This is a genomic window from Pantoea sp. SORGH_AS_0659, from assembly GCF_031453915.1.
GTDB lineage: Bacteria > Pseudomonadota > Gammaproteobacteria > Enterobacterales > Enterobacteriaceae > Pantoea > Pantoea leporis.
The window spans coordinates 3,680,620-3,706,550 of record NZ_JAVJAK010000001.1 but is presented as its reverse complement, the minus strand read 5'-3'; the positions used below and the strand labels follow the sequence as shown (position 1 = coordinate 3,706,550).

The 25,931-nt window shown below is 55.5% G+C and carries 21 protein-coding genes, 1 tRNA gene and 1 pseudogene; 9 read left to right on the top strand and 14 right to left on the bottom strand.

All coding sequences use genetic code 11. The annotated features are described in order from the left end of the window. Window positions 1-171 precede the first annotated feature (171 nt). Window positions 172-1,179, bottom strand: a complete 1,008-nt coding sequence (gene argF, locus Q3H59_RS17505) for an ornithine carbamoyltransferase (protein ID WP_137385078.1) — start codon at window positions 1,177-1,179, stop codon at window positions 172-174. Between the two features lie 161 nt (window positions 1,180-1,340). Between argF and rraB the strand changes: the two genes are divergently transcribed. Further along, complete coding sequence (rraB, locus tag Q3H59_RS17500; protein WP_309836072.1) at window positions 1,341-1,769, top strand: ribonuclease E inhibitor RraB; 429 nt, start codon at window positions 1,341-1,343, stop codon at window positions 1,767-1,769. A gap of 60 nt (window positions 1,770-1,829) precedes the next feature. Further along, a complete protein-coding gene (locus tag Q3H59_RS17495) occupies window positions 1,830-2,591 on the top strand; it encodes a tRNA isopentenyl-2-thiomethyl-A-37 hydroxylase MiaE (RefSeq protein WP_309836069.1) in 762 nt (253 codons plus the stop codon). Window positions 2,592-2,754: 163 nt separating this feature from the next. Here the strand turns inward: Q3H59_RS17495 and Q3H59_RS17490 are convergent, their stop codons facing one another. The 4 genes from Q3H59_RS17490 to pepA all read right to left on the bottom strand — a co-directional run bounded on the left by Q3H59_RS17490 (window position 2,755) and on the right by pepA (window position 8,329). Next, the gene (locus tag Q3H59_RS17490) at window positions 2,755-3,258 is read right to left on the bottom strand and encodes a GNAT family N-acetyltransferase (protein WP_192236081.1); all 504 of its coding nucleotides are present in this window, start codon (window positions 3,256-3,258) and stop codon (window positions 2,755-2,757) included. A 66-nt stretch (window positions 3,259-3,324) separates the two neighbouring features. Continuing rightward, a complete protein-coding gene (locus Q3H59_RS17485; protein WP_309836067.1) occupies window positions 3,325-6,180 on the bottom strand; it encodes a valine--tRNA ligase in 2,856 nt (951 codons plus the stop codon). 2 nt (window positions 6,181-6,182) lie between these two features. After that, window positions 6,183-6,644, bottom strand: coding sequence for a DNA polymerase III subunit chi (locus Q3H59_RS17480; RefSeq protein ID WP_110868052.1), 462 nt, complete (start codon window positions 6,642-6,644; stop codon window positions 6,183-6,185). Window positions 6,645-6,817: 173 nt separating this feature from the next. Then, window positions 6,818-8,329 carry a leucyl aminopeptidase gene (pepA, locus tag Q3H59_RS17475; RefSeq protein ID WP_101762227.1) on the bottom strand — a complete coding sequence of 504 codons (1,512 nt, stop codon included), beginning with the start codon at window positions 8,327-8,329 and terminating at the stop codon, window positions 6,818-6,820. A 269-nt stretch (window positions 8,330-8,598) separates the two neighbouring features. On the opposite strand from pepA, the gene lptF reads away from it, so the two are divergent. Both lptF and lptG read left to right on the top strand, forming a co-directional pair. Further along, window positions 8,599-9,699: an LPS export ABC transporter permease LptF gene (gene lptF, locus Q3H59_RS17470; protein WP_101762226.1), complete on the top strand. Its 1,101-nt coding sequence runs from the start codon at window positions 8,599-8,601 to the stop codon at window positions 9,697-9,699. Continuing rightward, window positions 9,699-10,775: an LPS export ABC transporter permease LptG gene (gene lptG / locus Q3H59_RS17465; RefSeq protein WP_101762225.1), complete on the top strand. Its 1,077-nt coding sequence runs from the start codon at window positions 9,699-9,701 to the stop codon at window positions 10,773-10,775. Before lptF ends, lptG begins: the two co-directional genes overlap by 1 nt. Window positions 10,776-10,807: 32 nt before the next feature. Here lptG and Q3H59_RS17460 read toward each other — a convergent pair whose 3' ends face one another. The 3 genes from Q3H59_RS17460 to Q3H59_RS17450 all read right to left on the bottom strand — a co-directional run bounded on the left by Q3H59_RS17460 (window position 10,808) and on the right by Q3H59_RS17450 (window position 15,545). Continuing rightward, window positions 10,808-12,085: a DUF445 domain-containing protein gene (locus Q3H59_RS17460; RefSeq protein ID WP_309836063.1), complete on the bottom strand. Its 1,278-nt coding sequence runs from the start codon at window positions 12,083-12,085 to the stop codon at window positions 10,808-10,810. Between the two features lie 57 nt (window positions 12,086-12,142). Then, the gene (locus Q3H59_RS17455) at window positions 12,143-13,645 is read right to left on the bottom strand and encodes a DUF853 domain-containing protein (protein WP_309836061.1); all 1,503 of its coding nucleotides are present in this window, start codon (window positions 13,643-13,645) and stop codon (window positions 12,143-12,145) included. A gap of 331 nt (window positions 13,646-13,976) precedes the next feature. After that, window positions 13,977-15,545 carry an ABC transporter substrate-binding protein gene (locus Q3H59_RS17450; RefSeq protein ID WP_192412466.1) on the bottom strand — a complete coding sequence of 523 codons (1,569 nt, stop codon included), beginning with the start codon at window positions 15,543-15,545 and terminating at the stop codon, window positions 13,977-13,979. 532 nt (window positions 15,546-16,077) lie between these two features. On the opposite strand from Q3H59_RS17450, the gene Q3H59_RS17445 reads away from it, so the two are divergent. From Q3H59_RS17445 to Q3H59_RS17435, 3 genes are read left to right on the top strand one after another with little or no spacing between them, the layout of a single operon-like run. Beyond that, a complete protein-coding gene (locus Q3H59_RS17445) occupies window positions 16,078-16,809 on the top strand; it encodes a gluconate 2-dehydrogenase subunit 3 family protein (protein WP_309836058.1) in 732 nt (243 codons plus the stop codon). Between the two features lie 37 nt (window positions 16,810-16,846). Next, window positions 16,847-18,616, top strand: coding sequence for a GMC family oxidoreductase (locus Q3H59_RS17440; protein ID WP_110868048.1), 1,770 nt, complete (start codon window positions 16,847-16,849; stop codon window positions 18,614-18,616). A gap of 4 nt (window positions 18,617-18,620) precedes the next feature. Continuing rightward, a complete protein-coding gene (locus tag Q3H59_RS17435) occupies window positions 18,621-19,877 on the top strand; it encodes a cytochrome c (RefSeq protein WP_309836055.1) in 1,257 nt (418 codons plus the stop codon). Between the two features lie 90 nt (window positions 19,878-19,967). Here the strand turns inward: Q3H59_RS17435 and Q3H59_RS17430 are convergent, their stop codons facing one another. The 3 genes from Q3H59_RS17430 to Q3H59_RS17420 form a co-directional block, all read right to left on the bottom strand. After that, window positions 19,968-20,645: a MarC family NAAT transporter gene (locus Q3H59_RS17430; protein WP_309836053.1), complete on the bottom strand. Its 678-nt coding sequence runs from the start codon at window positions 20,643-20,645 to the stop codon at window positions 19,968-19,970. Window positions 20,646-20,778: 133 nt separating this feature from the next. Beyond that, window positions 20,779-21,414, bottom strand: coding sequence for a hypothetical protein (locus tag Q3H59_RS17425; protein WP_101762216.1), 636 nt, complete (start codon window positions 21,412-21,414; stop codon window positions 20,779-20,781). Between the two features lie 95 nt (window positions 21,415-21,509). Next, complete coding sequence (locus Q3H59_RS17420; protein WP_192412464.1) at window positions 21,510-21,989, bottom strand: carboxymuconolactone decarboxylase family protein; 480 nt, start codon at window positions 21,987-21,989, stop codon at window positions 21,510-21,512. 110 nt (window positions 21,990-22,099) lie between these two features. On the opposite strand from Q3H59_RS17420, the gene Q3H59_RS17415 reads away from it, so the two are divergent. Continuing rightward, window positions 22,100-23,476, top strand: a complete 1,377-nt coding sequence (locus Q3H59_RS17415; RefSeq protein WP_309836050.1) for a PLP-dependent aminotransferase family protein — start codon at window positions 22,100-22,102, stop codon at window positions 23,474-23,476. 45 nt (window positions 23,477-23,521) lie between these two features. Here the strand turns inward: Q3H59_RS17415 and Q3H59_RS17410 are convergent, their stop codons facing one another. After that, complete coding sequence (locus tag Q3H59_RS17410) at window positions 23,522-24,031, bottom strand: DUF2501 domain-containing protein (protein ID WP_101762213.1); 510 nt, start codon at window positions 24,029-24,031, stop codon at window positions 23,522-23,524. A 273-nt stretch (window positions 24,032-24,304) separates the two neighbouring features. On the opposite strand from Q3H59_RS17410, the gene Q3H59_RS17405 reads away from it, so the two are divergent. Then, window positions 24,305-24,389, top strand: a tRNA-Leu gene (locus Q3H59_RS17405). Between the two features lie 311 nt (window positions 24,390-24,700). On the opposite strand, the pseudogene Q3H59_RS24745 reads toward Q3H59_RS17405, so the two are convergent. Then, a pseudogene (locus tag Q3H59_RS24745) lies at window positions 24,701-24,814 on the bottom strand (efflux RND transporter permease subunit); the annotation flags it as partial. Between the two features lies 1 nt (window position 24,815). Further along, a complete protein-coding gene (locus Q3H59_RS17400) occupies window positions 24,816-25,853 on the bottom strand; it encodes an efflux RND transporter periplasmic adaptor subunit (protein WP_110868042.1) in 1,038 nt (345 codons plus the stop codon). Window positions 25,854-25,931 lie beyond the last annotated feature (78 nt).

Genomic DNA, 25,931 nt, shown 5'->3' with positions numbered 1-25,931 from the left:
TTGATGACGGAAAGAAACAGATGCGCCGCCCGCTGTCAGGCGTCGTTGAGCGTCAAATTGTGCGCTGCGCTGTTGCATGTTTCCTCCGGCAAATTGGGCCGCATTATACGCATTCACTGATTTGCATCAAGCAAATATCGCGCGCGAGGTAAACGTTTGCGGCGCCACCAATCATAGCTTGCCGAGCGTCGCGACCATCACCGCTTTAATGGTGTGCATACGGTTTTCTGCCTGATCGAACACAATGCTGTGCGCAGATTCAAACACCTCATTACTTACTTCCATGCCATCGTGCAAACCGTGCTGCTCGGCCATTTGACGGCCCAGCGTGGTTTTGTCGTCATGGAAGGCCGGTAAGCAGTGCAGGAACTTCACCTGCGGATTGCCGGTCAGCGCCAGCATCGCGCTATTAACCTGATAAGGACGCAGCAGGGCGATGCGATCTTCCCACACTGATTTGGCTTCGCCCATCGACACCCACACATCCGTGTAGATGAAGTCAGCACCTTGCACCCCTTCGGCGATATCTTCGGTCAGGGTGATTTTGCCACCGGTTTGCTGTGCGGCCACGCGGCATTGCTCCACCAGTTCCGCTTCCGGCCAGCAGCCTTTTGGCGCCACCAGACGCAGATCTAGGCCGACCAGCGCAGCGGCTTCCAGCATGCTGTTGCCCATGTTGTTGCGCGCATCGCCGACGTAAACCAGCGTCATTTCATTCAGCGATTTACCCGGCAGATGCTCCTGCATTGTCAGCAGATCGGCCAGCAACTGCGTGGGGTGGAATTCGGTGGTCAGGCCGTTCCACACCGGCACGCCAGCGAATTCCGCTAAGGTTTCCACCAGTTCCTGGCCGTAGCCGCGATACTGAATACCGTCATACATGCGTCCCAGCACGCGCGCGGTGTCTTTCATCGACTCTTTATGGCCGATTTGGCTGCCGCTTGGGCCGAGATAGGTGACGTTAGCGCCCTGATCGTAAGCGGCAACTTCGAAAGAGCATCGGGTACGAGTCGAGTCTTTTTCGAAGATGAGCGCGATGTTTTTGCCTTTCAGGTACTGCGTTTCGCTGGCATTTTTCTTTGCGTGTTTTAATTCACCTGCCAGACTCAGCAGAGAATCGATTTCGGCTGGGGTGAAATCCAGCAATCTCAGGAAATGTCTTTGATGTAGCTGACTCATACAGCGCTCCGGATGACTACATTAAATGAATTAAAATTCAATTTAACCGTATGAATATGCATTTTCAACCCCGGCGTTAAGAAACTTGTTGTTTTGTGTAGTGGCGCGCGAGGCAGTGTGGGAAAATAATTGAATTCAGCCGAATATTTGAGGACACACCCATGGCATATGAAGCATTGCTGGAAGAACAGCGCGAAGAGACGCGACTGATCATTGAAGAGTTGCTGGAAGACGGCAGCGATCCAGATGCGCTTTACACTATTGAGCATCATCTCTCCTGCAACAACTTCGACTCGCTGGAGAAGGTCGCGGTTGATGCCTTCAAGCTGGGCTACGAAGTGAGCGAGCCAGAAGAGCTGGAGCTGGAAGACGGCACCACCGTAATGTGTGTGGATATCCTGAGCGAAGGCGCGTTGAAGCCAGAGCTGATTGATGCGCAGGTTGAGCAACTGGTGAATCTGGCAGGCAGCTACAACGTCGATTACGACGGGTGGGGCACCTACTTTGAAGATCCTGATGCCGAAGATGAAGATGAAGATGACGATGGCGAGTTCATCGAGGACGAAGAAGACAACGGTGTGCGTCACTAAGCATTAATGGGCGGCACTCGCCGCCCTGAACACGTTTCCCCGTAAGACAAAAGACTGCCCATGAATTACGCTCCGCTATTAGAACCGATCTATCAATTCCTGCATTGCCGCACGCCACAAGCGTGGATTGATGAAGCACGCAAGCCGGAAAATCTGACGTTGCTGCTCACCGATCACATGGTTTGTGAATTGAAAGCCGCGCAAACCGCGGTGTTCATCATCCGTAAATACGTGGCGGATAAGCCAAGTGGTGATGCCATTCTGGCATGGCTCAAGCCGTATGAAGATTTTATCTACCGCGACGAGCAGGACGGTAACTTTATCAATGCCCACAAGAATCTGACCAAAAGCATTATCGTGCGCAACGAGCTGCCGTGGGCCGATGATTTGGTGGAGATGATGGTGCTGCTGGTGAAAGAGGAGCTGCACCACTTCTATCAGGTGTGGGAAATCATGCAGTCGCGCGGTTTGCCGTATCGCAAAATCACTGCCAGCCGCTATGCCAAAGGTTTGATTCGCGAGATTCGCACATACGAGCCGGAAGCGCTGGTGGATAAGCTGATTTGCGGGGCGTACATCGAAGCGCGATCCTGCGAACGTTTCGCCAGCCTGGCGCCGTATCTGGATGATCAACTGGAGAAGTTCTATATTTCGCTGCTGCGCTCGGAAGCGCGTCACTATCAGGATTACCTGAAGCTGGCGCAGCAGATTTCGCCGAAGGAGATTGCGCCGCGCGTGCAGGTGTTTGGCGAGGCAGAAGCGCGCTTAATCAGCGAGCCGGATGGCGAACTGCGGTTTCATAGTGGGGTGCCGGCGGTTTAGGTTTGTGCCCGCTGTCCCCCTCCTCGGTCCTCCCCCATAAATGGGGGAGGAAGATGCTGCCACATGCCAGTGATGAAGCTGCATGTGGCAGCATCTCCTTCCCCCGCTTGCGGGGGAAGGCCGGGATGGGGGACAGTCAGCACATCACAGCGAGCACACCAAATCACAACACCTTCAGCATCCGCACTTCACAATCCACATGCCCGGTACAACCCATCGCGCTATCAATCAGCTCAAACCCCAACGACTCATACAACTTAATCGCACGCGTCAAACTGCCGGTGGTTTCCAGATAGCAGCGCTGAAAGCCCTGCTGCCGGGCGAATTCCATGGCACGCAGCGCCAGATCGCGCGCCAGACCTAAGCCGCGCACCTGCGGCAGGAAATACATTTTCTGCAGCTCACAGATATCCGGCGCGCTACAGGCCAGCGGTGCAACGCCGCCGCCGCCCACCACCACACCGTCATGTTCCACAATCCAGTAAGCGCTGTTGGCTTCGCTGTAGAGTTCGAACAGGCGATCGAGATGGGGATCGGACACGGTGTAGCCTTTATCCGCCGTCAGGCCAAATTCGGCTGACACATCACGGATCACCTGCGCAATCAGCGGGTTATCGGCGGCTGAAATGGGGCGCACCTTTAAATTGATGGGAGCGTCGCTGGTCATCATTATCTTCCGGTATAAAAAAGCCGGGCAGTGCCCGGCTTCGATTAAGCAGTTGGACTGAAGCGCTTACAATGCCGCAATCACGCCCTGCTGTTCAAACAGTTTTGCTTTTGATTGCTCAAGCTCAGCCACGCGCTCACGCTCTTTGGCGACAACCGCTTCCGGCGCACGTGAGACAAAGCCTTCGTTCGCCAGCTTGGTCTGGATCTTCTCAATTTCGACATCAAGTTTCACCAGCTCTTTCGCCAGACGCTCCAGCTCGGCTTCTTTGTTGACCAGATCCGCCATCGGAATCAGCAACTCAGCGCCTTCAACAATCTTGGTGACCGAAACCGGGCCTTTCTCGCCTGCAGGCAGAATGGTCAGGCTTTCCAGACGCGCCAGACGCGACAGGAAGGTGCGGTTCTCTTCGACGCGACGCTGCGCGGCGGCAGAGCAGTCACGCAGCAGCACGTCGAGCGGCTTGCTTGGTGCGATGTTCATCTCAGCACGGATATTACGTACCGCGACGATCACCTGCTTCATCCACTCGATATCGGCTTGCGCTTCGGCATCCTCTTTCGCCGCGTCATACTGCGGGAACGGCTGCAGCATGATGGTATCGTGATCGATGTTTTTCAGGCCTTTCACACGCTGCCAGATGGTTTCGGTGATGTAAGGAATGATCGGATGCGCCAGACGCAGCAGCGCTTCCAGCACGGTGACCAGCGTATTACGCGTACCGCGCAGTTCCGCTTCGCTACCGCTGGTCATCACCGGCTTGGTCAGCTCCAGATACCAGTCACAGAACTGGTTCCAGGTGAAGTCGTACAGAATGTTGGCCGCGATATCAAAGCGATAGTTATCCAGCGCTTCACGGTAGGCTTTTACGCTGCGGTTGAATTCGCTCAGAATCCAGCGATCCGCCAGCGACAGCTTCATTTCGCCGCCGTTTTGTCCGCAATCCTGCTCTTCGGTATTCATCAGCACGAAGCGGCTGGCGTTCCACAGCTTGTTGCAGAAATTGCGGTAGCCTTCGAGGCGCTTCATATCCCAGTTGATGTCACGACCGGTAGAAGCCAGCGCAGCAAGGGTGAAGCGCAGCGCATCGGTACCTGAAGGCACGATGCCGTCCGGGAACTGCTTTTCGGTACGCTTGCGGATCTTCTCAGCCAGCTGCGGCTGCATCATGTTGCCGGTACGTTTCTCCAGCAGATCTTCCAGCGAAATGCCGTCAATCATATCCAGCGGATCGATGACGTTACCTTTCGACTTGGACATCTTCTGGCCTTCTTCATCGCGGATCAAACCGGTCATATAAACGGTTTTGAACGGCACCTGCGGCTTGCCGTTTTCATCTTTGATAAAGTGCATGGTCAGCATGATCATGCGCGCAATCCAGAAGAAGATGATGTCGAAGCCGCTCACCAGCACGCTGGTTGGATGGAAGGTACGCAGCGCTTCGGTGTTCTCCGGCCAGCCCAGCGTCGAGAAGGTCCACAGACCGGACGAGAACCAGGTATCCAGCACGTCGTCGTCCTGGCGCAGCGCCACATCGGCGGCCAGATTGTTTTCCTGACGCACTTCGTCTTCGGTGCGGCCAACATAGACGTTGCCGTCGTTGTCGTACCATGCTGGGATGCGGTGTCCCCACCACAGCTGACGTGAAATACACCAATCCTGAATGTCACGCATCCATGAGAAGTACATGTTTTCGTACTGCTTCGGCACGAACTGGATATCGCCATTTTCTACCGCTTCAACCGCGACTTTCGCCAGCGGTGCGGTGCGCACATACCATTGGTCGGTCAGCATTGGCTCGATCACCACGCCGCCGCGATCGCCGTAAGGCACGGTGAGGTCGTGCGGTTTGATCTCTTCCAGCAGGCCAATCTCATCAATGGCGGCAACCATCGCTTTACGCGCGGCGAAACGCTCCATTTTCTGGAACTGTGCCGGGATGTCGTCCGCGCACGCATCGCTGACTTCGCCATTGGTATCGAACACTTCCGCGCGCTCGCGGATGTCGCCATCAAAGGTCAGAATGTTGATCATCGGCAGCTTATGACGACGACCCACTTCGTAGTCGTTGAAGTCATGCGCAGGCGTGATCTTCACGCAGCCGGTGCCTTTTTCCATATCAGCGTGTTCATCGCCAACGATCGGAATACGACGGTTCACCAGCGGCAGGATCAGCTCTTTGCCGATCAGATCTTTATAACGCGGATCTTCCGGGTTAACCGCGACGCCGGTATCGCCCAGCAGGGTTTCCGGACGCGTGGTCGCCACCACCAGATAATCTTTACCTTCAGCGGTTTTCACGCCGTCAGCCAGCGGATAGCGGATGTGCCACATCGAGCCTTTGCTCTCGCGGTTTTCCACTTCCAGATCGGAGATTGCGGTACGCAGTTTTGGATCCCAGTTTACCAGGCGTTTGCCACGGTAAATCAGGTTCTCTTTGTACAGGCGGACAAACACTTCGCGCACGGCGTTGGACAGACCTTCGTCCATGGTGAAGCGCTCGCGCTCCCAGTCAACCGAGTTGCCGAGACGACGCATCTGGCGAGTAATGGTGCCGCCGGATTCCGCTTTCCACTGCCAGATTTTGTCGATGAATGCATCGCGGCCATAATCCTGGCGCGTTTTGCCCTCTTCAGCGGCGATTTTGCGTTCTACCACCATCTGCGTGGCGATACCGGCGTGATCGGTACCGGCCTGCCACAAGGTATTTTTACCCTGCATGCGCTGGTAGCGAATCATGGTATCCATGATGGTCTGCTGGAAAGCGTGACCCATATGCAAGCTGCCGGTGACGTTCGGCGGCGGGATCATGATGCAAAAGCTTTCCTGGCTGGTATCGCCATTCGGTTTAAAGTAGCCCTGCTGTTCCCAGTGCTCGTAGAGCGGCTGCTCGATATCTTGCGGGTTATATGTCTTTTCCATTTCTACACTGTCGTTTGCGGCGAGGGTGGCGTCGCCGTATTCAATTGGAAACCAACGCTGCGATAGGCTTTGTAGCGATCGCGCGCCAGTTGTTTTAGGGATTCTTCATAAGGAACGAAGTCTATCACTTCATGGAAACCAGTAGCAAAATCTGCGAACTGTGGCAGAAGGCTGATCAGCAGATCGCGCGGTGAACTACCGCGACGCTGTGGCCAGGCCAGCTCAACCGGAGCGCCGTAGCGCGGGCCTTCTCCCGCCAGATTGTGCGGCACAAAGGCGTTAGCCGGAAGTTGCCAGAGCGCTTCATCCAGCCGATTGGCTTGTTCTTCGTTTTCACAGGCAATCAGGATGCGTTTGCCGTCACGCCAGCGTGTTTCGGCAAGAGAGCACACCAACGCTTCGATGGCGGTTAGGCCATCACCGGCGCTCTCAGACTCCATCACATAGAAAGTGGCGTTTTTCATGGGATCCTTTGGATGAGAGGGGGGGCTGGGTGCTTGCTGTCCCCCCACCTCGGTCCTCCCCCACAAGTGGGGGAGGAAGATGCTGCCCTATGTTAGTTGTGAATTCGCATGTAGCAGCGTCTCCTTCCCCCACTTGTGGGGGAAGGCCGGGATGGGGGACAGCCATCACCAGATCAATCGTCGCCGTTCAACCCTGCGCGATTCAGCAGGAACTGCGACAGCAGCGGTACAGGACGGCCGGTTGCGCCTTTGGCTTTACCGGAACGCCATGCGGTACCGGCGATATCCAGGTGCGCCCAGTTAAACTTACGCGCAAAGCGCGCGAGGAAGCAGGCGGCGGTAATCGCACCGCCAGGACGGCCGCCAATATTCGCCATATCAGCAAAGTTGGATTCCAGCTGCTCCTGATACTCATCCGCCATCGGCAGACGCCAGGCGCGGTCGCCGGACTGCTCAGATGCGCTGATCAGCTCGTGCGCCAGCGGATTGTGGTTCGACATCAAACCGCTGACATGGTGACCCAGCGCAATCACGCAGGCGCCGGTCAGTGTGGCCACGTCAATCACCACTTCTGGCTCGAAGCGTTCAACGTAGGTCAGCGCATCGCACAGCACCAGACGGCCTTCGGCATCGGTATTCAGCACTTCAACGGTTTGACCTGACATAGTGGTCAGCACGTCGCCCGGACGCATCGATTTGCCATCAGGCATGTTTTCACAGCCCACCAGCACGCCCACCACGTTCAGCGGTAAATTCAGTTCCGCCACCATGCGCATCACGCCGTAAACGGACGCCGCACCGCACATGTCGTACTTCATCTCATCCATGGAATCGGCGGGTTTGATCGAGATACCGCCGGAATCAAAGGTTAAGCCTTTGCCAACCAGCACGATGGGGCGCGCTTCTGGATCGTGATTGCCTTTGTACTCAATCACCGACATCAGCGATTCATTGTGCGAACCTGCGCCAACCGCCAGATAGGCGTTCATCCCCAACTCTTTCATCTGCTGTTCGCCGATGACGCGGGTGGTGACATTTTTGCTGTACGCATCCGCCAGCTGACGCGCCTGCGACGCCAGATACGCGGCGTTACAAATATTTGGCGGCATATTGCTGAGATCTTTGGCGGCTTTCACACCGGCAGCCACGGCCAAACCGTGTTGGATGGCACGCTCGCCGCTGGTAAGTTCACGGCGGGTCGGCACGTTGAACACCAGTTTACGCAGCGGACGGCGCGGCTCGACTTTGTTGCTTTTCAGCTGATCAAAGTTGTAGAGCGCTTCTTTAGAGGTTTCGACCGCCTGGCGCACTTTCCAGTAAGTATTGCGACCTTTGACGTGCAGTTCAGTCAGGAAGCACACCGCTTCCATTGAGCCGGTGTCGTTCAAAGTATTGATTGTCTTCTGAATGACCTGCTTATACTGGCGCTCATCAAGCTCGCGCTCTTTACCGCAGCCTATCAGCAGGATGCGTTCGGAGAGGATATTCGGCACATGGTGCAGCAGCAGCGTTTGGCCCACTTTTCCTTCCAGTTCACCGCGGCGCAGCAGGGCGCTGATGTAGCCATCGCTGATTTTATCCAGCTGCTCAGCAATGGGTGACAAACGGCGCGGTTCGAAAACGCCAACAACAATGCAGGCGCTACGCTGTTTTTCCGGGCTACCGCTTTTTACACTGAACTCCATGCACTCTCCTGAATCTTAAAGACAACGGCCTTGGCTGTCGTTAGAATGTAGCGCGCTCGTAACTCATTAATTCGTTGCGACGCCATGACAATTCAACGCCGGTAGTCATAATGAGTGGTGGTGACAAGTATGTTGTTTTTTCACCACACTAACGCGTTCGTCATACTATTTTAGCTACGATGACGGCCATTGATGAAGAAAAATGGCTGATAAGCGTTGAAACTAGCGATTTTCCTGCAAAAAGACAAGTTATCACAGGCGTACTAAGCGTGATCATCATTAGATATCTGGTTCGGGAAACGCTCAAAAGCCAGCTGGCTATCCTCTTCATCCTGCTGCTGATCTTCTTTTGTCAGAAGTTAGTGCGGATTTTGGGAGCTGCGGTGGATGGCGAAATCCCAACAAACTTAGTTCTGACATTGTTAGGACTCGGCGTGCCTGAAATGGCACAACTTATCCTGCCCCTAAGCCTGTTTCTGGCGATTTTAATGACCCTTGGGCGGCTGTACACCGAAAGTGAAATCACGGTGATGCATGCCTGCGGCCTGGGCAAAAGTGTGCTGATTAAAGCCGCGATGATCCTGATGCTGTTCACCTCGCTTGTGGCGGCGGTCAACGTCATTTGGTTAGGGCCATGGTCATCACGTTATCAGCAGGAAGTGACGCAAAACGCCAAATCTAACCCAGGCGCGGCGGCGCTGGCGGCTGGGCAGTTCCAGACCTCTAGCGACGGCAATGCGGTGCTGTTTGTTGAAGATGTGAAGGGCAATACCTTCGGCAACGTGTTCCTGGCGCAGCTGCGTCCGAAAGGCAACGCGCGTCCCTCGGTGGTGCTGGCTGATAGCGGCCACATGGAGCAACACAAAGATGGCTCGCAGGTGGTGACGCTGGATAAAGGCACGCGTTTTGAAGGCACCGCCTTGCTGCGTGACTTCCGCATCACGGACTTCGTCAACTATCAGGCGGTGATAGGCTACAAAGAAGCCACGCTCGATCCGAACGATGCCGATCAGGCGGATATTAGCACGCTGATCAAGACCAAAACCCCGCAGTTCCAGGCGGAACTGCACTGGCGCTTGACGCTGATCTTTGCAGTCCTGGTTATGGCGTTGATGGTGGTGCCGCTTAGCGTGGTGAACCCGCGTCAGGGCCGCGTGCTGTCGATGCTGCCTGCCATGCTGCTGTATCTGATCTTCTTCTTACTGCAAAGTTCTCTGCGTTCCAACGCCGCGAAAGGCCGCTTCGATCCGGCCATCTGGATGTGGGTGGTGAACTTCTCCTATCTGGCGCTGGCGGTGCTGCTGAACATGTGGGATACCGTGCCGATGCGTCGCATCCGCGCGCGCTTTAGCCGTGGAGGATCGGTCTGATGTTTAAGGTTCTTGACCGCTATATCGGCAAAACCATCTTTAACACCATCATGCTGACGCTGTTCATGCTGGTGTCGCTGTCGGGCATTATTAAGTTCGTCGATCAGCTGCGGAAAACCGGGCAGGGCGCTTATACCGCGCTGGACGCCGGTTATTACACGCTGCTCAGCGTACCGAAAGATATCGAAATCTTCTTCCCGATGGCGGCGCTACTGGGCGCACTGCTCGGTTTGGGCACGCTGGCGCAGCGTAGTGAACTGGTGGTGATGCAGGCATCGGGCTTTACCCGCATGCAGGTGGCGCTGGCAGTAATGAAAACCGCGATTCCGCTGGTGCTGTTGACCATGGCGGTGGGCGAATTCGTTGCACCGCAGGGTGAACAGATGGCGCGTAACTATCGTGCACAGCAGCTGTACGGCGGCTCGCTGGTTTCAACGCAAAACGGCCTGTGGGCGAAGGACGGCAACGACTTCATCTACATCGAGCGCATCAAAGGTGATAACGAGATTGATGGCGTCAGCATCTACAAGTTCAGCGATCAGCGCCGTTTACTCAGCGTACGCTATGCGGCGAGTGCCGCCTGGGATGCGGATAAAAAGGTCTGGGCGCTGTCGCAGGTCGATGAATCGGATCTGCAAGATGCCAAACAAATTACCGGCTCGCAAAGCCTGAGCGGCGAATGGAAAACCAACCTGACGCCTGACAAGCTCGGCGTAGTGGCGCTGGACCCGGACGCGCTCTCGATCACCGGCCTGTATAACTACAGCAAATACCTCAAGCAGAGCGGCCAGGTTGCAGGGCGCTACCAGCTGAATATGTGGAGCAAAATCTTCCAGCCGCTCTCTGTGGCGGTGATGATGCTGATGGCGCTGTCGTTTATCTTTGGTCCGCTGCGAAGCGTATCGATGGGCGTGCGTGTGGTGACGGGGATTAGCTTTGGCTTCCTGTTCTACGTGTTGGACCAGATTTTTGGCCCGCTAAGCCTGGTATACGGTTTGCCGCCGATTCTGGGTGCGATTCTGCCAAGCGGTGCATTCTTCGCCATCAGCTTGTTCCTGCTGATGAAACGCCGCTAAGCCTTGTAAGGTCGCCATTCATGGCGACCTTTTTACTGAATACGCTCGATCCAACCCGGCACCTGCGACAACACATACAAAATCAGCCCAATCGTTCCGCCAACCAGCGTGCCGTTAATGCGGATAAACTGCAGGTCGCGGCCGATATTCAGCTCAATTTGCTGCGACATATCGCGCGCATCCCAGCTTTTCACCGTATCGCTAATATGGCGCGTCAGGAAGGCAGCAAACTCAGGCGCTACGCTGCGTGCGGCATCTTCCAGATGCTGATTCATCGAGGCGCGCAGCGCTTCGTCAGCCGCCAGCGTCTCGCCCAGCCACAGCGCGGCCAGTCTGACGCGCTCCTGCACCCGTGAATCCTCACTATTTAGATCGTCTTTCAGCCAGCCCCGTAAATCCTGCCATAGCTCGCCAATGTAGCGATTGAACGACTCATCTTCCTTCAGCCAGCTCTTGATGTTTTCAGCACGTTCCGCCATTTCAGGATCGCTTTTCAGCCGCTCAATCAGCCGCTGCACCGCGCGGTCAAAGCCCAGACGCAACTCATGCCCCTGATCGAGCGCGACCTGATCGAGTATCGAATCCACCGCATTCGCCACCAAATCAGCGCTGTGTTCGCCCAGCCATTCGGTGGGCAGCATTTTGGCTTTGATGGGATGTTCGCGCTTGAGCCAGCGCACAATCTGCGCGGCGATAAACTCGCGCGTTCCGGGCTTGTGCAGCAAGCGCAGCAGCTGTTGTACCGCCGCATCCAGCAGCTCCTGATGGCGATTATTTTTCGTCAGGCTATCCAGCAGCAGCGCGCTGGATTGGGTGAGATCGACCTTATCCAGCGCGCGATGCACCGCACGGCGCAGAAAGCGCTGAATGCGTTGATCATCGGTGAGATCGAGAAAACCGCGCATCACCTGTAACAGATGACGACCAATGCGATCGGCGTTGCCCGGCGTGTTCAGCCACTGCGCCAGCATCTGCGACGGATCGTGGCGGCGAATCAGCGCCAGCAGCGAATCGGTATCGAGGAATTTCTCCTGCACAAAGCGACCCAGATTCTCGCCAATGCGATCTTTATTGCGCGGAATAATTGCTGTATGACGTGAGATAAACGGCACCGGCACGCGCCGGAACAGCGCCACCACGGCGAACCAGTCGGCTAATGCGCCGACCATCGCCGCTTCTGCGATTGCCTTCAGCCCAAGCACCCAAAAGTTGGCTGGCAGAAACAGCGTCACAACAAAGGTGGCTGCCGCAATCAGCAGCAGCGACAGCGCCAGACGTTTGCTGCGTTTGAGTTGTTGATACTTATCCATAAATCCTTTGTAGGGGAGGCATTCATGCCTCCCATTTTAGAGGGTCGCAAAGAGTTTCTAGCGGCGACGTCCGCCTAACAAACTGCCGAGCACCCCACGAATGATCTGATTGGTGACCTGGCGCGCGGCACTCTTCGCCACGCTCTGCACCACGCCGTCGCGCTTGCCGCCGCGTGGGCCAGTGGTGCCGAACAGAATGTCCTTCAGACCGCCGAGAATACCGTCATCAACGGCGACCTTGTTGCCTTTGGCTTCCGGCGCATTGGCTTGCTGCGTGGTGGCCTGCACGCCTTTTTGCAGCATTTCGAACGCCGACTCGCGATCGACTTCGCTATCGTATTTACCATACAGCGGCGAATTGTTGATCAGGCCATTGCGTTCATCCTGCGTAACCGGCCCCATGCGCGATCCGGGCGCAATCACCATCGCCCGCTGCACCATCGATGGACTGCCTTTTTCATCGAGAAAGGAGATCAGCGCTTCGCCGGTGCCGAGCGCCTGAATCGCCTCGACGGTATCAAACGCCGGATTGGCGCGCATGGTTTCGGCGGCACTTTTTACCGCTTTCTGATCTTTCGGGGTAAAGGCGCGCAGCGCATGCTGAACGCGGTTGCCGAGCTGGCCCAGCACGTTATCGGGAATATCAGCGGGATTCTGCGTAACGAAATAGACGCCAACGCCTTTCGAACGGATCAGGCGAATCACCTGCTCAACTTTCTCCAGCAGCACCGGCGGCGCGTCAGTAAACAGCAGATGCGCTTCGTCGAAGAAAAACACCATTTTCGGCTTATCGAGATCGCCGGCTTCAGGCAAGTGCTCATACAGCTCGGCCAGCAGCCACAGCAGGCTGGTGGCGTAAAGTTTCGGCATTTGATAAAGCTTTTCTGCCGAGAGGATATTGATAAAGCCTTTGCCGTTGCTATCGCAGCGAATCCAGTCGCGGATATCCAGCATCGGCTCGCCAAAGAAGTGCTCGGCACCTTGCTGCTCCAGCGCCAGTAATCCGCGCTGAATCGCCCCAACGGACGCGCTGTTGATGTTGCCGTATTGCGTCTGGAAGGCTTTGGCGTTGTCGCCGATGTATTGCGTCATGGCGCGCAGATCTTTGAAATCCAGCAGCAACAAGCCCTGATCGTCGGCGATGCGGAAGATGATTTGCAGCACGCCCGATTGCACGTCGTTAAGGTTGAGCAGCCGCGCCAGCAGCAGCGGGCCGAGATCGGATACCGTGGCACGCACTGGATGGCCTTGCTGACCAAAAATATCCCACACCATCACCGGATTTTTCTGCGCCTGCCAGTCGCTGATGCCAATCTTCGCCAGACGCGCCAGCAGCTTCTCGGATCCTTCGCCTGCGGCGGAAATGCCGGTGAGATCGCCTTTCACATCGGCCATAAACACCGGCACGCCAATATCGGAGAAGGATTCCGCCAGCTTTTGCAGCGTAACGGTTTTGCCGGTGCCGGTAGCGCCGGTGATCAAACCGTGGCGGTTCGCCATGTTGGAGAGAAGATGCAGTTGAACGTCAGGCGTTTGGGCAATCAGTAACGGAGTGGTCATGATTTTTTCGCTCTCAGGCAATAGGTTATGCCAGAAGGATAGCAAGCGGCGCGCGAGGAGGGAGGAGGATTGTGCCGAAAAAGGCGTAATTATGTGCCTGCTGTCCCCCATCCCGGCCTTCCCCCGTAAACGGGGGAAGGAGATTAGGTGCGCGCTGCCCCCCATCCCGGCCTTCCCCCGTGAACGGGGGAAGGAGATGCTGCCACATGCAGCTTCTGAACGAACATATGGCAGCATCTTCCCCCCCCATTTATGGGGGAGGACCGAGGAGGGGGAAAGCGAGCACAATTTTGGGAGGACCGAGGAGGGGGAAAGCGAGCACAATCCAAAACTATTTCTGCACCGTATCAAAAAACAGCAAACTCACACCAATCCCTTGCTGCACATGATTCACGTTATTCCGCACCGCAACCTGCTGCGCGCCCTGCAGCGTCACCACGAACGGTGAGTTCTGCTGCACGGTTTTCTGCAAATCGGTATAGAGCGCACGGCGCTTAACAGCATCGCTTTCACCGGCCGCTGCGCGGGTTTTCGCACTCAGATCCGGAATATCCCAGCCGACGCGCCACGCCAGGGTTTTGGAACCGCCCGGCACGTTATAGGCAAAGGCGCTGGCGTTGGTGTTTGGATCGACATAGTCTGCGCCCCAGTAAATGAAGATCGACTGAAAATCGCGACCGCGCATTTTGCTCCACAGCTCCGATTCCGCCACCGGCTGCAACTCAATCTGCACATCCGCTTGGGCGAAGCTGGCCTGAAGCGCCTGCGCCACGTCAATGTAGGGCGGCTGATTGATCACCGTCAGCGCAAACTTCGTCCCCGGCTTGATGCCGCCTTTGGCTAAAATCTCTTTGGCTTTCGCCACATCGTAGTGGAACGGCTGATCGTCCAGCGCGCCGTCAAAACCCTGCGGCAGGAAGCTCTGATGAATGCGGTACTGACCTTTCAGCAAATCCTTCGAGAGGGTGTTGTAGTCCACCAACCAGCGCGCGGCTTGCCACAGCGCCGGATTGCCCAAGGCCGGTTGCGCTTTATCTTTGGTATTGAAACCGAGGTAGTAAACCAGGCTGGAAGGGAAGGCTTCAATGCGCAGATTCTTGTCGCTCTTCAGCGCATCAATCTGATCCGGGCCAAGCTGATACGCCACATCAACATCGCCTTGCTGAATCAGCAGACGACGCGCACTGGCATCCGCCACGCCTTTAAGCAGAATGCGTTTCAGCTTCGGCTGCGGATTCGCTTGTTGGTTAGCGCTCAGCACCAGCGCCTGCTGCGGCACATATTGCTGAAGGATAAATGCGCCGCTGCCGGCGGAATGGGTATGCAGCCAGCCGTTGCCGAGATCGTTATTGGCGACGTGTTGCTGCACGGTTTTGCTATCCACCACCGAGGCCACCGGCGCGGTCAGCAGGCGCAGCGCCAGATTCTGACCAATCTGCGCTGGCCACTGAATCTCCAGCTGATGGTCATTCAGCACTTTGAACTGGCTGGCGATGTTTTCATTGGTCCAGCCAAATTCGGCGAGGATGAAAGAGGGCGCTTTGTTCAGCTGCACCGCGCGCGTCAGTGAGAAGATCACATCCTGCGCCGTCACCGGATTGCCGCTGGAGAAGTGTGCGTTGGGTTTGATGTTGAACACTAAGCTGTGCGGCGTGCTGCCCTGTTGCCAGTGGGTGGCCAGCAGCGGTGCCAGCTTCTGCGGATCATGACGATCTGCCTCCACTAATGTTTGGTAGATGTTGCGCTGCACGCTGTTACTGACGGTTTCGAAGCTTTCAGCGGGATCGAAGCTAATAATGCCGTCGAGCGGGACGGCGACGACAAGGGTATCTTTCGGTGTGGCGGCGTGCAGTGCAAAACTGCTGCCCCATAAAGCGACGAGCAAAATCAGTGAGCGCATTATTATTGTCCTGAGTGATAGATAAATTCACTCTATCTCTGCCGTCGCTTTGGCAAAATGCCGGTTTGTTCTGAGCTGTGCCGGAATATTACAATTGATTACCTGGGGGAATTATTGCGTTTATTTTGTGCGCGACTTGTCATTTCCGCTAAATAGATCGTTCATCTGCTGGTCAATAAAGTAAATAAGATGTTATAAATGAGAATAATTCTCTGGTATGGAAGTATGATTTTTTTTCATTGATTCATTTCTGCGATTATTTCTTTGCGCGATAATTCCTGGTCAAATGCCCACTGATTCGTGCCACTTTCCCCTCAAATGTCCGGTTAAACCCTGTTTTTTCGCCTCGAAAACCTTTTACCAAGCCTTAACCTAAATTCAACATGATGACTGAATTTCATCAAAACACATCCATAATTGAATTTTTACATTCTGAAATACCTATATCCCTAAGATTGCCAGGTTATTTACCGATTTATAAAGCTATTAACAAAAATAATTATCTTTCTTAGCAAGTGAGAGTCGTCGCGCCATGCTTCTAAATAAACCGACCACCAGACGTAAGTTTTTACTTGGGTCGCTGTTGGCTTTGCCATTAAGTGACCTGGTATTTAAGGGATTAACTGCGGCGCAAGCTGCGGAAATGGCAGCACCAGAGCTCGCCGACTATAAACCGATCTTTTTCAGTACCGATGAGTGGCAATTTATTCTGGCCGCAACCGATCGCCTGATTCCAGCCGGCGGCAAAGGTAAAGCGCCAGGTGCACTGGAAACCAACGTGCCGATCTTTATCGATCAGCAACTGCACAGCCCAGAGTTCGGGGCAGAGATCTACATGCAGGGTCCGTTCAACGTGCATGCGCCTGCCACCATGGGTTATCAAATCCCGTTCACGCCACAGCAGATGTACCAAACCGGTATCAAGCTGGTGAATCAGTGGACGCAAAGCAACTTCCAGAAACCGTTCCATGAGCTGTCACTGGAAGAGAAAGATGCGGTGCTCACCAAAGTGAACAAAAACGACGGCATTGACTTCGCCGCCTTGGGCGAAGAGAACCTGAAGGCCTCGCAGTTCTTCGGCCAGCTGCTCTCAGATACCAAACATGGCTACCTCGCTGACCCAATGTACGGCGGCAACAAAGGCATGAAAGCCTGGATTGCCATTGGCTTCCCGGGCGCGCGCGCCAGCTTTACCGAATGGGTGAAGCAGCACAACGTGCCGTACCCGCTGGGACCGGTCAGCCTCCTGGGTGAAAGCGCGTAAGCACACCCCCGTTTTTGGTATGTGAGACAGGATTAACATGGCACAGATTACAAAGAAAGAAGTCGACGTCGTCGTTTGCGGCCTCGGCTGGGCCGGCTCGTTGATGAGTATTGAACTGGCGATGGCGGGACTCGACGTGCGCGCATTAGAGCGTGGCGGCGAGCGTGATTACCCGGATTTCGCTTACCCGAAACCGGCTGATGAATACGCCTACAACGTGCGTAACAAAGTGTTCGCTACGCCAAAAGAAGTGGCGGTCACCGTGCGTTACAACAGCAGCCAGACGGCGTTGCCGACCCGTAAATGGGGCGCGTTTGCGCCGGGAACCGGCGTGGGCGGCGCGGGCATGCACTGGACGGCGGTGCTGATTCGTCCAACCCCAACCGACCTGAAGTTGAAAACCTACGTCGATGAGGCCTACAAGCCGGGCATCCTGCAGGAAGATATGCGCGTGATGGACTTCCCGTTCACCTGGGAAGAGATCGAGCCGTATTACTACAAGTTTGAGCTGATCTGCGGTCAATCCGGCACCACCGGTAACCTGCGCGGCCAGATTCTGCCGGGCGGCGATCCGTTTGAAGGTCCGCGTTCTGAACCTTATCCGTTGCCTGCGCTGGAAGACACGCTGAACAACGTGATGTTCAAAGAGGCGGCCACCAAACTCGGCTACCATCCGTTCCCGAACCCATCTGCGTGCGTATCACGCGCGTGGAAAAACCCGTACGGCAACCAGATCGCACCGTGTAACTACTGCGGCTACTGCTCGAAATATCCGTGCCTCAACTACTCTAAAGCCTCACCACAAACGGCGGTAATGGATGCGTTGAAACGTATGCCGAACTTCTCATACGAAGTGCATGCGGAAGTGGTGAAAGTGGTACTGCATGACGACCAGAAAACTGCCAAGGGCGTGATTTACTACGATGTGGACGGCAACGAAGTGTTCCAGCCGGCGAAGATCGTGGTGCTCTCCAGCTTCCAGCTTTATAACGTACGCCTGATGCTGCTCTCCGGTATCGGCAAGCCGTATAACCCAATCACCGAAGAGGGTGTGGTGGGGCGTAACTACGCGTTCCTGTCAAACGGCGGCGCAACCCTGTTCTTCAAAGACAAAAACTTCAACTCTTACGCCACAGCCGGCGCCACCGGCCAGATGTTCAACGACATCTCGCCAGGCAACTTCGACGGTCCGGGCCTTGGCTTCCTCGGCGGCGCCAAGATCCACAGCTCGCAAGCCACCGGCACGCCAATGGCTGCTGCGCTGCCGAAAGGCACACCATCGTGGGGCATGGGTTACAAAGAAGGTCTGGAGGAGTGGTACAACCACTCCATGAAGATCAGCATCACCACTACCTGCCAGTCGTATCGCGATATCTATCTGGATCTGGATCCGAATTACACCGACCATCGCGGTCAGCCGTTGCTGCGCATGACGTTCAACTGGAAAGAGAACGAACTGAAGCTGCAACAGCACCTGAAAGGCATCGTCGGCAACATCGCCAAAGAGCTGAACCCAGACAGCATGAGCATGAGCTTCCTGCCAATGGGCGCGGACTTTGACCTCACCAAATACGTTTCGACCCACAACGTGGGCGGCGCGGTGATGGGCGATAACCCGAAAACTTCTGCACTGAACAAGTACCTGCAGAGCTGGGATGTTCATAACGTGTTTGTACCGGGCGGCAACGCCTTCCCGCAAAACTTCCAGGCGAACCCGACCGATACCATCGGCGCGATCACCTTGATGGCGGCACAAGCCATTAAAGAACATTATCTGAAAAATCCCGGTCCACTGGTACAGGCATAAGCGCATGAAATTAAAATCATTGTTAATCGCCAACGCCGTGCTGCTGGGCAGCTTTGCACTGCAGGCACACGCGGAAGATGAAGCTCAATTGATCAAGCAGGGTGAATACCTGTCGCGTCTCGGCGACTGTATGGCGTGCCATACCGTTTCCGGCAAAGGGGATTACGCTGGTGGTTTGGCGATTGAGTCGAATCTCGGCACCATTTACTCCACCAACATTACGCCGGACAAAGAGCACGGCATCGGCAACTACAGCGAGCAGCAGTTCTCCGACGCAGTGCGCAAAGGCGTATTGCCGGACGGGTCGCGTCTCTATCCAGCGATGCCGTACCCGGATTACGCCAAAATCTCCGATGCCGATATGCACGCGCTTTACGTCTACTTCATGAAAGGCGTGAAGCCGAGCAGCGAGCAGCCGCCGGAAACCGATCTGAGCTTCCCGTTCAGCCAGCGCTGGGGCATGCGCTTCTGGAACTGGGCGTTCACCTCTGACAAGCCATTCCAGCCAATTGGCGGCGCGTCAGAAGAGGTTAATCGCGGTGCTTACATCGTCGAAAGCCTGGGTCACTGCGGCAGCTGCCATACACCACGCGGCCTCGGCATGAACGAGAAAGCGCTGGATAGCGGCGACGATCAGTTCCTTGCCGGTGGCAGCCTGAACAGCTGGGATGTACCGTCACTGCGCGGTCTGCCGCGCTGGAGCGAGCAGGAGATCGTTGATTACCTGCAAACCGGTCGTAACGATAAGGCCGCAGTGGGCGGTGAGATGAAGTCAGTGATTGAGCACTCCAGCTCGCACATGACCGATGCCGACCTGAAAGCGATCGCGGCTTACCTGAAGTTCCTTGGTGGTAATCCGCCGCTGCAGGCGTACAACGTGCAGAAACAGCAGGCAACCGAAGCGAAACTGACCGCGACGAAAGGCTTGTCGGAAGGTGAGCGTCTGTATATCGACAACTGTGGCGCCTGCCACTTTGTCACCGGTAAAGGTGCGCCGGGGATCTTCCCGGAGCTGGATCAGGCGACCATCGTCAATGCCAGGGATCCAGGTGGTTTAATCCACACCATTCTGGCCGGTGCGCAGCAGCCATCCACCGAGAAAGCACCATCAACGCTGGCGATGCCGGGTTTTGCTAAGCGTCTGGATGATGATCAAGTGGCTAAACTGGCGACCTTCATTCGTCAGGGCTGGAGCAACAGTGCGCCAGCGGTGACGAAAGATCAGGTAGCAGAAGTGCGTAAAACGTTGAAAGGCGAGTAAATCGCTTAAAACTGTGCGATAAACCGCGCCGCTACGGATAGGCGCAAATACCGTAGCGGCGCAATTCATTGCGCGTCTTTTAACGTGGTCTCAATGATAATTGTGAATCACTTCTAACACGCCGTTAATCACGAACTGCACGCCCATACACACCAACAAAAAGCCCATCAGACGTGAAATCGCCTCGATGCCGCCTTTCCCTACCAGCTTCATGATGGCGCCCGAACTGCGCAGCGAAATCCACAAAATCACCGACACGGTCAAAAACGTCAGCACCGGGGCGACGGCAACCACCCACGCCGGGAAATCTACGCCCGATTTAACCGTCGACGCGGAACTGATGATCATCGCAATGGTGCCCGGCCCCGCGGTGCTCGGCATCGCCAGCGGCACAAACGCGATGTTGACGGTTTCACGGTTGCTGTCGGTCGCATCCAGTTCATCCTGCTTGTGCTCGGCTTCGACCGAATGCCCGACCGGTTTCGCCGGAAATAGCATGCGAAAACCGATAAACGCCACAATCAATCCGCCCGCCATGCGCAGGCCGGGAATGGAAATGCCAAAGGTGTGCAACACCGCGCTGCCGGCATACCACGCCACCATCATGATCAGGAACACGTAGATCGAGGCCTGCATCGCCTGGCGATTACGCTCCTGGAAATTCATCTCTCCGGCCAGGCCGAGAAACAGCGCCACCGTGGTCAGCGGATTGGCGAGCGGCAAAATCACCACCAATCCCAGCCCGATGGCTTTAAACAACTCCAGCATGAAATGTCCCATTTGAAAAATTATTCGATAATCGCACGGCTCGTAGCGGCGCAATTTATTGCGCGTTAAGAGGATGGAGAGTCGGTCAAAACCGCGCGATAAATCGCGCCGCTACGGTGTGTGCGTTCATTGATTAGTGCTTCGGCGTATCCAGCGCCTCGATCAGCTCAGGGAAGAAATCCTGCAGCAGCTCAGGCGTCATCAGTTCGGGATAATTGATTAAATGCTCGCGAATGCGCTCATTCACATCCGGCAGCAGGCGTTGGGCGGCGTCTTGCGCACTGATCTTCTTCTGCTTCATCAGGCGCAGCACGTCATCCGGCAGATTGTCTTCATCTTCAACTTCATCCACACCTTCGAGATCGTCCAGCTCATCCAGCAGATCCATCAACGCTTCAATCTGCGGCGTGCGTGACTGGTATTCGGATGGCTGCTCGTTCTCCAGATAACGCAGCAGCGCGCGCACCGGTGAACCATCGGGTTCGGCAGGCGGTTCGTTGGCGAACCAGGTCAAGAGATCGTGCTGCGTCACCTGATGGACGTGATAACCGTTATCCACCAACTCATCGGCGAGGATATCGGCGGTATCGTGCTCAATCAGGCAAATGTGGGTGCGATTAGGCGTGAACTGCTCCAGCCATTGATAGATCTCTTCAATTACGCTGTCGTCGTAAATAAAGTGTTGGCTGAGATAGCTGTCATCCTGCTGGTGAACGCAGATGTGAATCTGGTCGGGATCGAAGTAAATCGCAATGTTGATGCCTTTCATGTGCGCTGTCCTGTGTGGTGCAAAATCTCACTATAGCCTCAGGCAGCGCAGATGAACATGGTGCCGCCAGCAGCACGAGCGACTGGCGGTAAAAATTAACGTAAATCAGCACGATCCAACCCATAAGCGCTGTCCAGTGCACCCGGCGTCATCTGCGACAGCACCATCAGGCGATTCCAGGTGTTGATCACCGCGATACAGAACGTCAGCTCGCTGGTCTCCACTTCGGAGAAGTGCGCGCGCACCTCGCTGTACAGCGCTTCGTCGATGCCGTGATCGCCCAGACGCGTCAGCGCTTCGGTCAGCGCCAGCGCCGCTTTCTCTTTGACGGTGAACAGCGGGGATTCGCGCCAGATCGCCACATGATGCAGACGCAGCTCGCGCTCGCCGTGCAGTTTGGCCTCTTTCACATGCATGTCGACGCAGAACGCGCATTGATTGAGCTGCGAGGCGCGCAGATCGACCAGATGCTTCAGTGAGGTTTCTAATGAAACGTTACTGACGTTCATGGAGAGATCGGACATGGCTTTGACCAGTGTCGGAACGGTTTTGAAGTGGTTAACGCGTGCAGTCATGTTTTTATCCTCAGATCAGTCGTTTTTCAATGCGAAGGTGATGCGGGCATCTTAAACTTCCATGTCTGAGTGAAAAGGGTCAAAAAACGTAAAAACAGGTAGGGCATGGCGTGGGTTATAAAGAGATTTATGCGCGATATCGCCAGCAGATTCTTGCAGGGCAGCTGAAGCCGGGCGACCGCGTACCGGCGATCCGTACGCTGGCGAGTGAGTTGCAAGTGGCGCGAAAAACGGTGGAAGCCGCTTATGAAATCCTGATCGGCGAAGGCTATTTTGTCAGTCAGGGCGCGAAGGGCACGCGCGTTAATCCTGAACTGATTCTGCCGGAAACAACCGGGAAAACGGCAGTGCCTGCGCCGCCAGTGAGCGCGTTAACCCAGCGTGAGAGCAAAGGCGAGCTGCGGCTTGGCATCCCGGCGCTGGATGCGTTTCCGCACAAAAAATGGCTGCTTATTTCCGGCAAAGCGGCGCGCAGCCTGCGCGCCGATGAGATGATTTTGCCGCCGGTCATGGGTTATCAGCCGCTGCGGGAAGCCATCGCCAGCTACCTGAATATTTCGCGTGGACTTAACTGCCAGCCGGAACAGATTTTCATCACCAGCGGCTATCGCGCCAACCTGCGACTGATTCTGGCGGTGCTGGCGCAGCCAAGCGACAAGGTGTTGTTTGAAGATCCCGGCTATTTCTTCGGGCAAAAACTGCTGAAGCGCATCGCGCCGAATCTGCATTACGTGCCGGTCGATCGGCAAGGCATGGATGTGGATTATCTGCTGCGCTATCACGCCGATGCGCGTTTCGCCATCGTCACGCCTACGCATCACAGCCCGCTGGCGGTAACCTTATCGCTGCCGCGCAAACATCAACTGCTGGAGTGGGCACAGCACAATGACAGCTGGATTATTGAAGATGATTACGACGGCGAGTTTCACTACACGCGCAAAGTGATTCCGGCGCTGAAAAGCCTCGATGTGCACGACCGGGTGATTTACACCGGCACCTTCAGCAAAACCATGATGCCGGCGATGCGCGTGGGTTATCTGGTGATGCCGAAAGAGACCATCGCGCGCTTCAGCGAGTTGGGGGAAATCCTTGAAACCGGTATGTCGCTGCTGCCGCAAAAGATTCTGGCGCAGTTCCTCAGCGAAGGGCATTTCTATCGCCACATCAAAAAGATGCGCACGCTTTATCAGCAGCGACGCCGCATGATGCTGGATGCCTTGCAGGCATGTTTTCCGGATGTGTTTGATTTTGAACTGACGGATGGCGGCATGCACATTGTCGCCTTCCTGCCGCGCGGCATGCAGGACACGGCGCTGGCGGAGATTTGGCAGCGGCATCAGCTGCGCGTATTGCCGCTCTCCGGCTGGTATATGCAGACGCAGAAACGCTATGGCCTGGTAATTGGCTATACCAACATTCGGTCGCTGGATCAGGCGCGGGAGTTGTTGCAGAGAACGGTGCCGGAGACGCGAGCGTTACTGGACTAAAGAAAAGGCGCGAGGGACAGCTCGCGCCTTGATATCGGCGCGTCCTTACATGCCGATATATTTTTTGCCTTGCTTCAGAACCACATCGCAGGCTTTGGTTTTCAGCTTCTCACCCATCGGCGAGTTGCTCAGGCTCTGCAAATTCAGTTGCTGACCGTTGCCGGTGTTAAGCAAGCCTTGCAAACCCTGCTGGTAATCGGTTTTCTGCTCTTGCGCGGTGGTGCTGTTCAGGCCGAGTTTGCTCAGCACCTGATCTTTTACCGACTTCACGTTGTTATCCACCACGTTGTGCTGCACGCAGTAGGACATCACGCCTGCAGCGTTGGTCATGCTGTTGGAACTCACCGCTTTATCGCCGCCGTTGAGCAGGCCGGTAAGCGATGAGAGCGACATGCCGCCGTTCTGCGTGGTGCTGGTGTTGCTGGTGCTGTTGTTTTGCTGTGACAGCTGCGATGCCGCGCTGCTCAGCTGATCCTGCCAGCTTGCTGCCGATGCGCTCCCCGCAACCATGGCTGCCGCGATGCCCCATCCCCAAATCATGCGTTGTACTTTCATCTCAACCTCGTTGTCTTTTATGTTCTGACTGCGTCAGTTTTGGTTAAGAGAGGTTTGAATTCGGAAAGTTCCAGTTAATCGGGCTGATTGGGGAAAATTGGGACCGTTCTGGGTTTTAATTTTTGAACGTCGGTTGGCGGGATCGATGGTATAACAAGCAGTTATCCGCGAAGTGCTGTTTTTTTCAACGCTTAGCGCACATCCCTAACGATTCCGGTTGCGCACGCTGTTCGTAACGGTATAATCCCCAACGTTTTCCGCATCCTCTTCAGTGCCGAAGTGGCGAAATCGGTAGACGCAGTTGATTCAAAATCAACCGTAGAGATACGTGCCGGTTCGAGTCCGGCCTTCGGCACCATTAAATTTAATTTCTTATTAAACAGTGAGTTAGACGTAAAATTCTATCTCTCATGTATGTAAGAAATGATCTAAGTTTTCACCAGAAATTGCCGCTTAGTTAGTAGTGGCAGATCTTCGGGAATACTATCTCATAGCGGCGTGTAGTTCCAAGCTTCAAACACGTACAGTTGTCAACTTGAAAAGCTATGACGCAGCCCACGCCTCTAAATATCCCAAAACAGTTTGATCGCACGCATTCAAGCCCGATGTGTGGCGTTTTCCAGCCCCAAAACAAGTCTATGGTGGTTCAACGTACCTGCATACGAAATGCAGGCTCTGCCAGCGTCTCACCGGCAGTTTCGGGATCGCAATAATCCCGAAAAGAATAATGAACAATGCGACCACCCGAGCGAAAACCGGGCGCTTAATGAAAAACTGAGCCATTTTACTCTCCGGCCTTCATGGTCAGTGTTGCAGGGGAAGCGGTTGAAATCACTGCCGCGACGTTCATGCCGTTGCCAAGCTTATCCATGCCCTGAACGACCACACGGCTGCCGGCAGGTAAGCCTTCGGCAATGCGGTAGGCGCCATGGATTAGCTCCCCGACACGGACGTTGATCTGGCGGGCCTTTTGCTCATTGTCAACCACCCAGAGTACAGCGTGACCTTCCTGATGCGAGACAGCCTGCTGGGGAACCATCAGCGCATCCTCATAATGCTGACGGGGGATCTCAACCCGCACAAACATGCCGGGCAGGAGTTCGCGATTCGGATTACTCACCTCGATGCGGACTATAACGTCGCCTGTCGCGGTATCGACGCTAATGCCGGAGAAAAGGATTCTGCCCGGCTGGTGATAGACAGCGCCACCGGGTAACAAAACCTTAACCGGCACGCCCGTCGTAGTGGCCTTCTGACTTGCCGACTGCTGGCGCAGCTGGTGGTAAACCCCGGCGGGCTGGTGGATGTCCACATAAATGGGGTCTGTCTGGTAAATGCGGGCCAGAGGAGTGCTGTCGCTGGCTGTCACATAAGCCTCTTCGGAAACCAGAGCCTGATCTATACGTCCGGATATCGGGGCCCCGACGGTGGCAAAACTCAGGTCGAGTTCTTTGCGCCTGAGCGCGGCGCTGGCCTGCGCCACATCTGCCGCGGCCTGTCGGGCATTCGCGATGGCCTCATCGAAACTCTGACGGCTCACCGCGCCCGTTTTCATCAGTGGCCGCAGATGGGCAGCCTGCTGTTGGGCTTTGTCATTGGCGGCTTTAGCACGCAGTAAACCGGCCTGCGCACTGGAGACTTCCGCTTCAAAAGGTGCCGCATTGATCTGGAAAAGAGGCGTCCCTTTTTTAATTTCTGCGCCCTGTTCAAACAGGCGGCGCTTAATGATACCGCTCACCTGCGGGCGTATTTCTGCTGTTTGCAGCGCGTTAACGCGGCCCGGAAGCGTCTCGCTGACCGCTAACACCTGTGGTTGAATCACCTCAACGGCAACCTGAGGTGCAGTGCTTCAGCTTCCGTAACGGCTTTATCATCGCAGCCTGTCAGCGCGGCAATTATG

Excerpts from the sequence above, each read along its gene's own strand:
- Q3H59_RS17425 (WP_101762216.1), bottom strand. The coding sequence starts at position 21,414 with ATGAAAGGCATCAACATTGCGATTTACTTCGATCCCGACCAGATTCAC.
- Q3H59_RS17480 (WP_110868052.1), bottom strand. The coding sequence starts at position 6,644 with ATGAAAAACGCCACTTTCTATGTGATGGAGTCTGAGAGCGCCGGTGAT.
- Q3H59_RS17455 (WP_309836061.1), bottom strand. The coding sequence starts at position 13,645 with ATGACCACTCCGTTACTGATTGCCCAAACGCCTGACGTTCAACTGCAT.
- Q3H59_RS17495 (WP_309836069.1), top strand. The coding sequence starts at position 1,830 with ATGAATTACGCTCCGCTATTAGAACCGATCTATCAATTCCTGCATTGC.
- Q3H59_RS17435 (WP_309836055.1), top strand. The coding sequence starts at position 18,621 with ATGAAATTAAAATCATTGTTAATCGCCAACGCCGTGCTGCTGGGCAGC.
- Q3H59_RS17450 (WP_192412466.1), bottom strand. The coding sequence starts at position 15,545 with ATGCGCTCACTGATTTTGCTCGTCGCTTTATGGGGCAGCAGTTTTGCA.
- Q3H59_RS17490 (WP_192236081.1), bottom strand. The coding sequence starts at position 3,258 with ATGACCAGCGACGCTCCCATCAATTTAAAGGTGCGCCCCATTTCAGCC.
- rraB (WP_309836072.1), top strand. The coding sequence starts at position 1,341 with ATGGCATATGAAGCATTGCTGGAAGAACAGCGCGAAGAGACGCGACTG.
- Q3H59_RS17430 (WP_309836053.1), bottom strand. The coding sequence starts at position 20,645 with ATGCTGGAGTTGTTTAAAGCCATCGGGCTGGGATTGGTGGTGATTTTG.
- Q3H59_RS17410 (WP_101762213.1), bottom strand. The coding sequence starts at position 24,031 with ATGAAAGTACAACGCATGATTTGGGGATGGGGCATCGCGGCAGCCATG.
- Q3H59_RS17440 (WP_110868048.1), top strand. The coding sequence starts at position 16,847 with ATGGCACAGATTACAAAGAAAGAAGTCGACGTCGTCGTTTGCGGCCTC.
- Q3H59_RS17445 (WP_309836058.1), top strand. The coding sequence starts at position 16,078 with ATGCTTCTAAATAAACCGACCACCAGACGTAAGTTTTTACTTGGGTCG.
- argF (WP_137385078.1), bottom strand. The coding sequence starts at position 1,179 with ATGAGTCAGCTACATCAAAGACATTTCCTGAGATTGCTGGATTTCACC.
- Q3H59_RS17460 (WP_309836063.1), bottom strand. The coding sequence starts at position 12,085 with ATGGATAAGTATCAACAACTCAAACGCAGCAAACGTCTGGCGCTGTCG.
- lptG (WP_101762225.1), top strand. The coding sequence starts at position 9,699 with ATGTTTAAGGTTCTTGACCGCTATATCGGCAAAACCATCTTTAACACC.
- Q3H59_RS17485 (WP_309836067.1), bottom strand. The coding sequence starts at position 6,180 with ATGGAAAAGACATATAACCCGCAAGATATCGAGCAGCCGCTCTACGAG.
- pepA (WP_101762227.1), bottom strand. The coding sequence starts at position 8,329 with ATGGAGTTCAGTGTAAAAAGCGGTAGCCCGGAAAAACAGCGTAGCGCC.
- Q3H59_RS17420 (WP_192412464.1), bottom strand. The coding sequence starts at position 21,989 with ATGACTGCACGCGTTAACCACTTCAAAACCGTTCCGACACTGGTCAAA.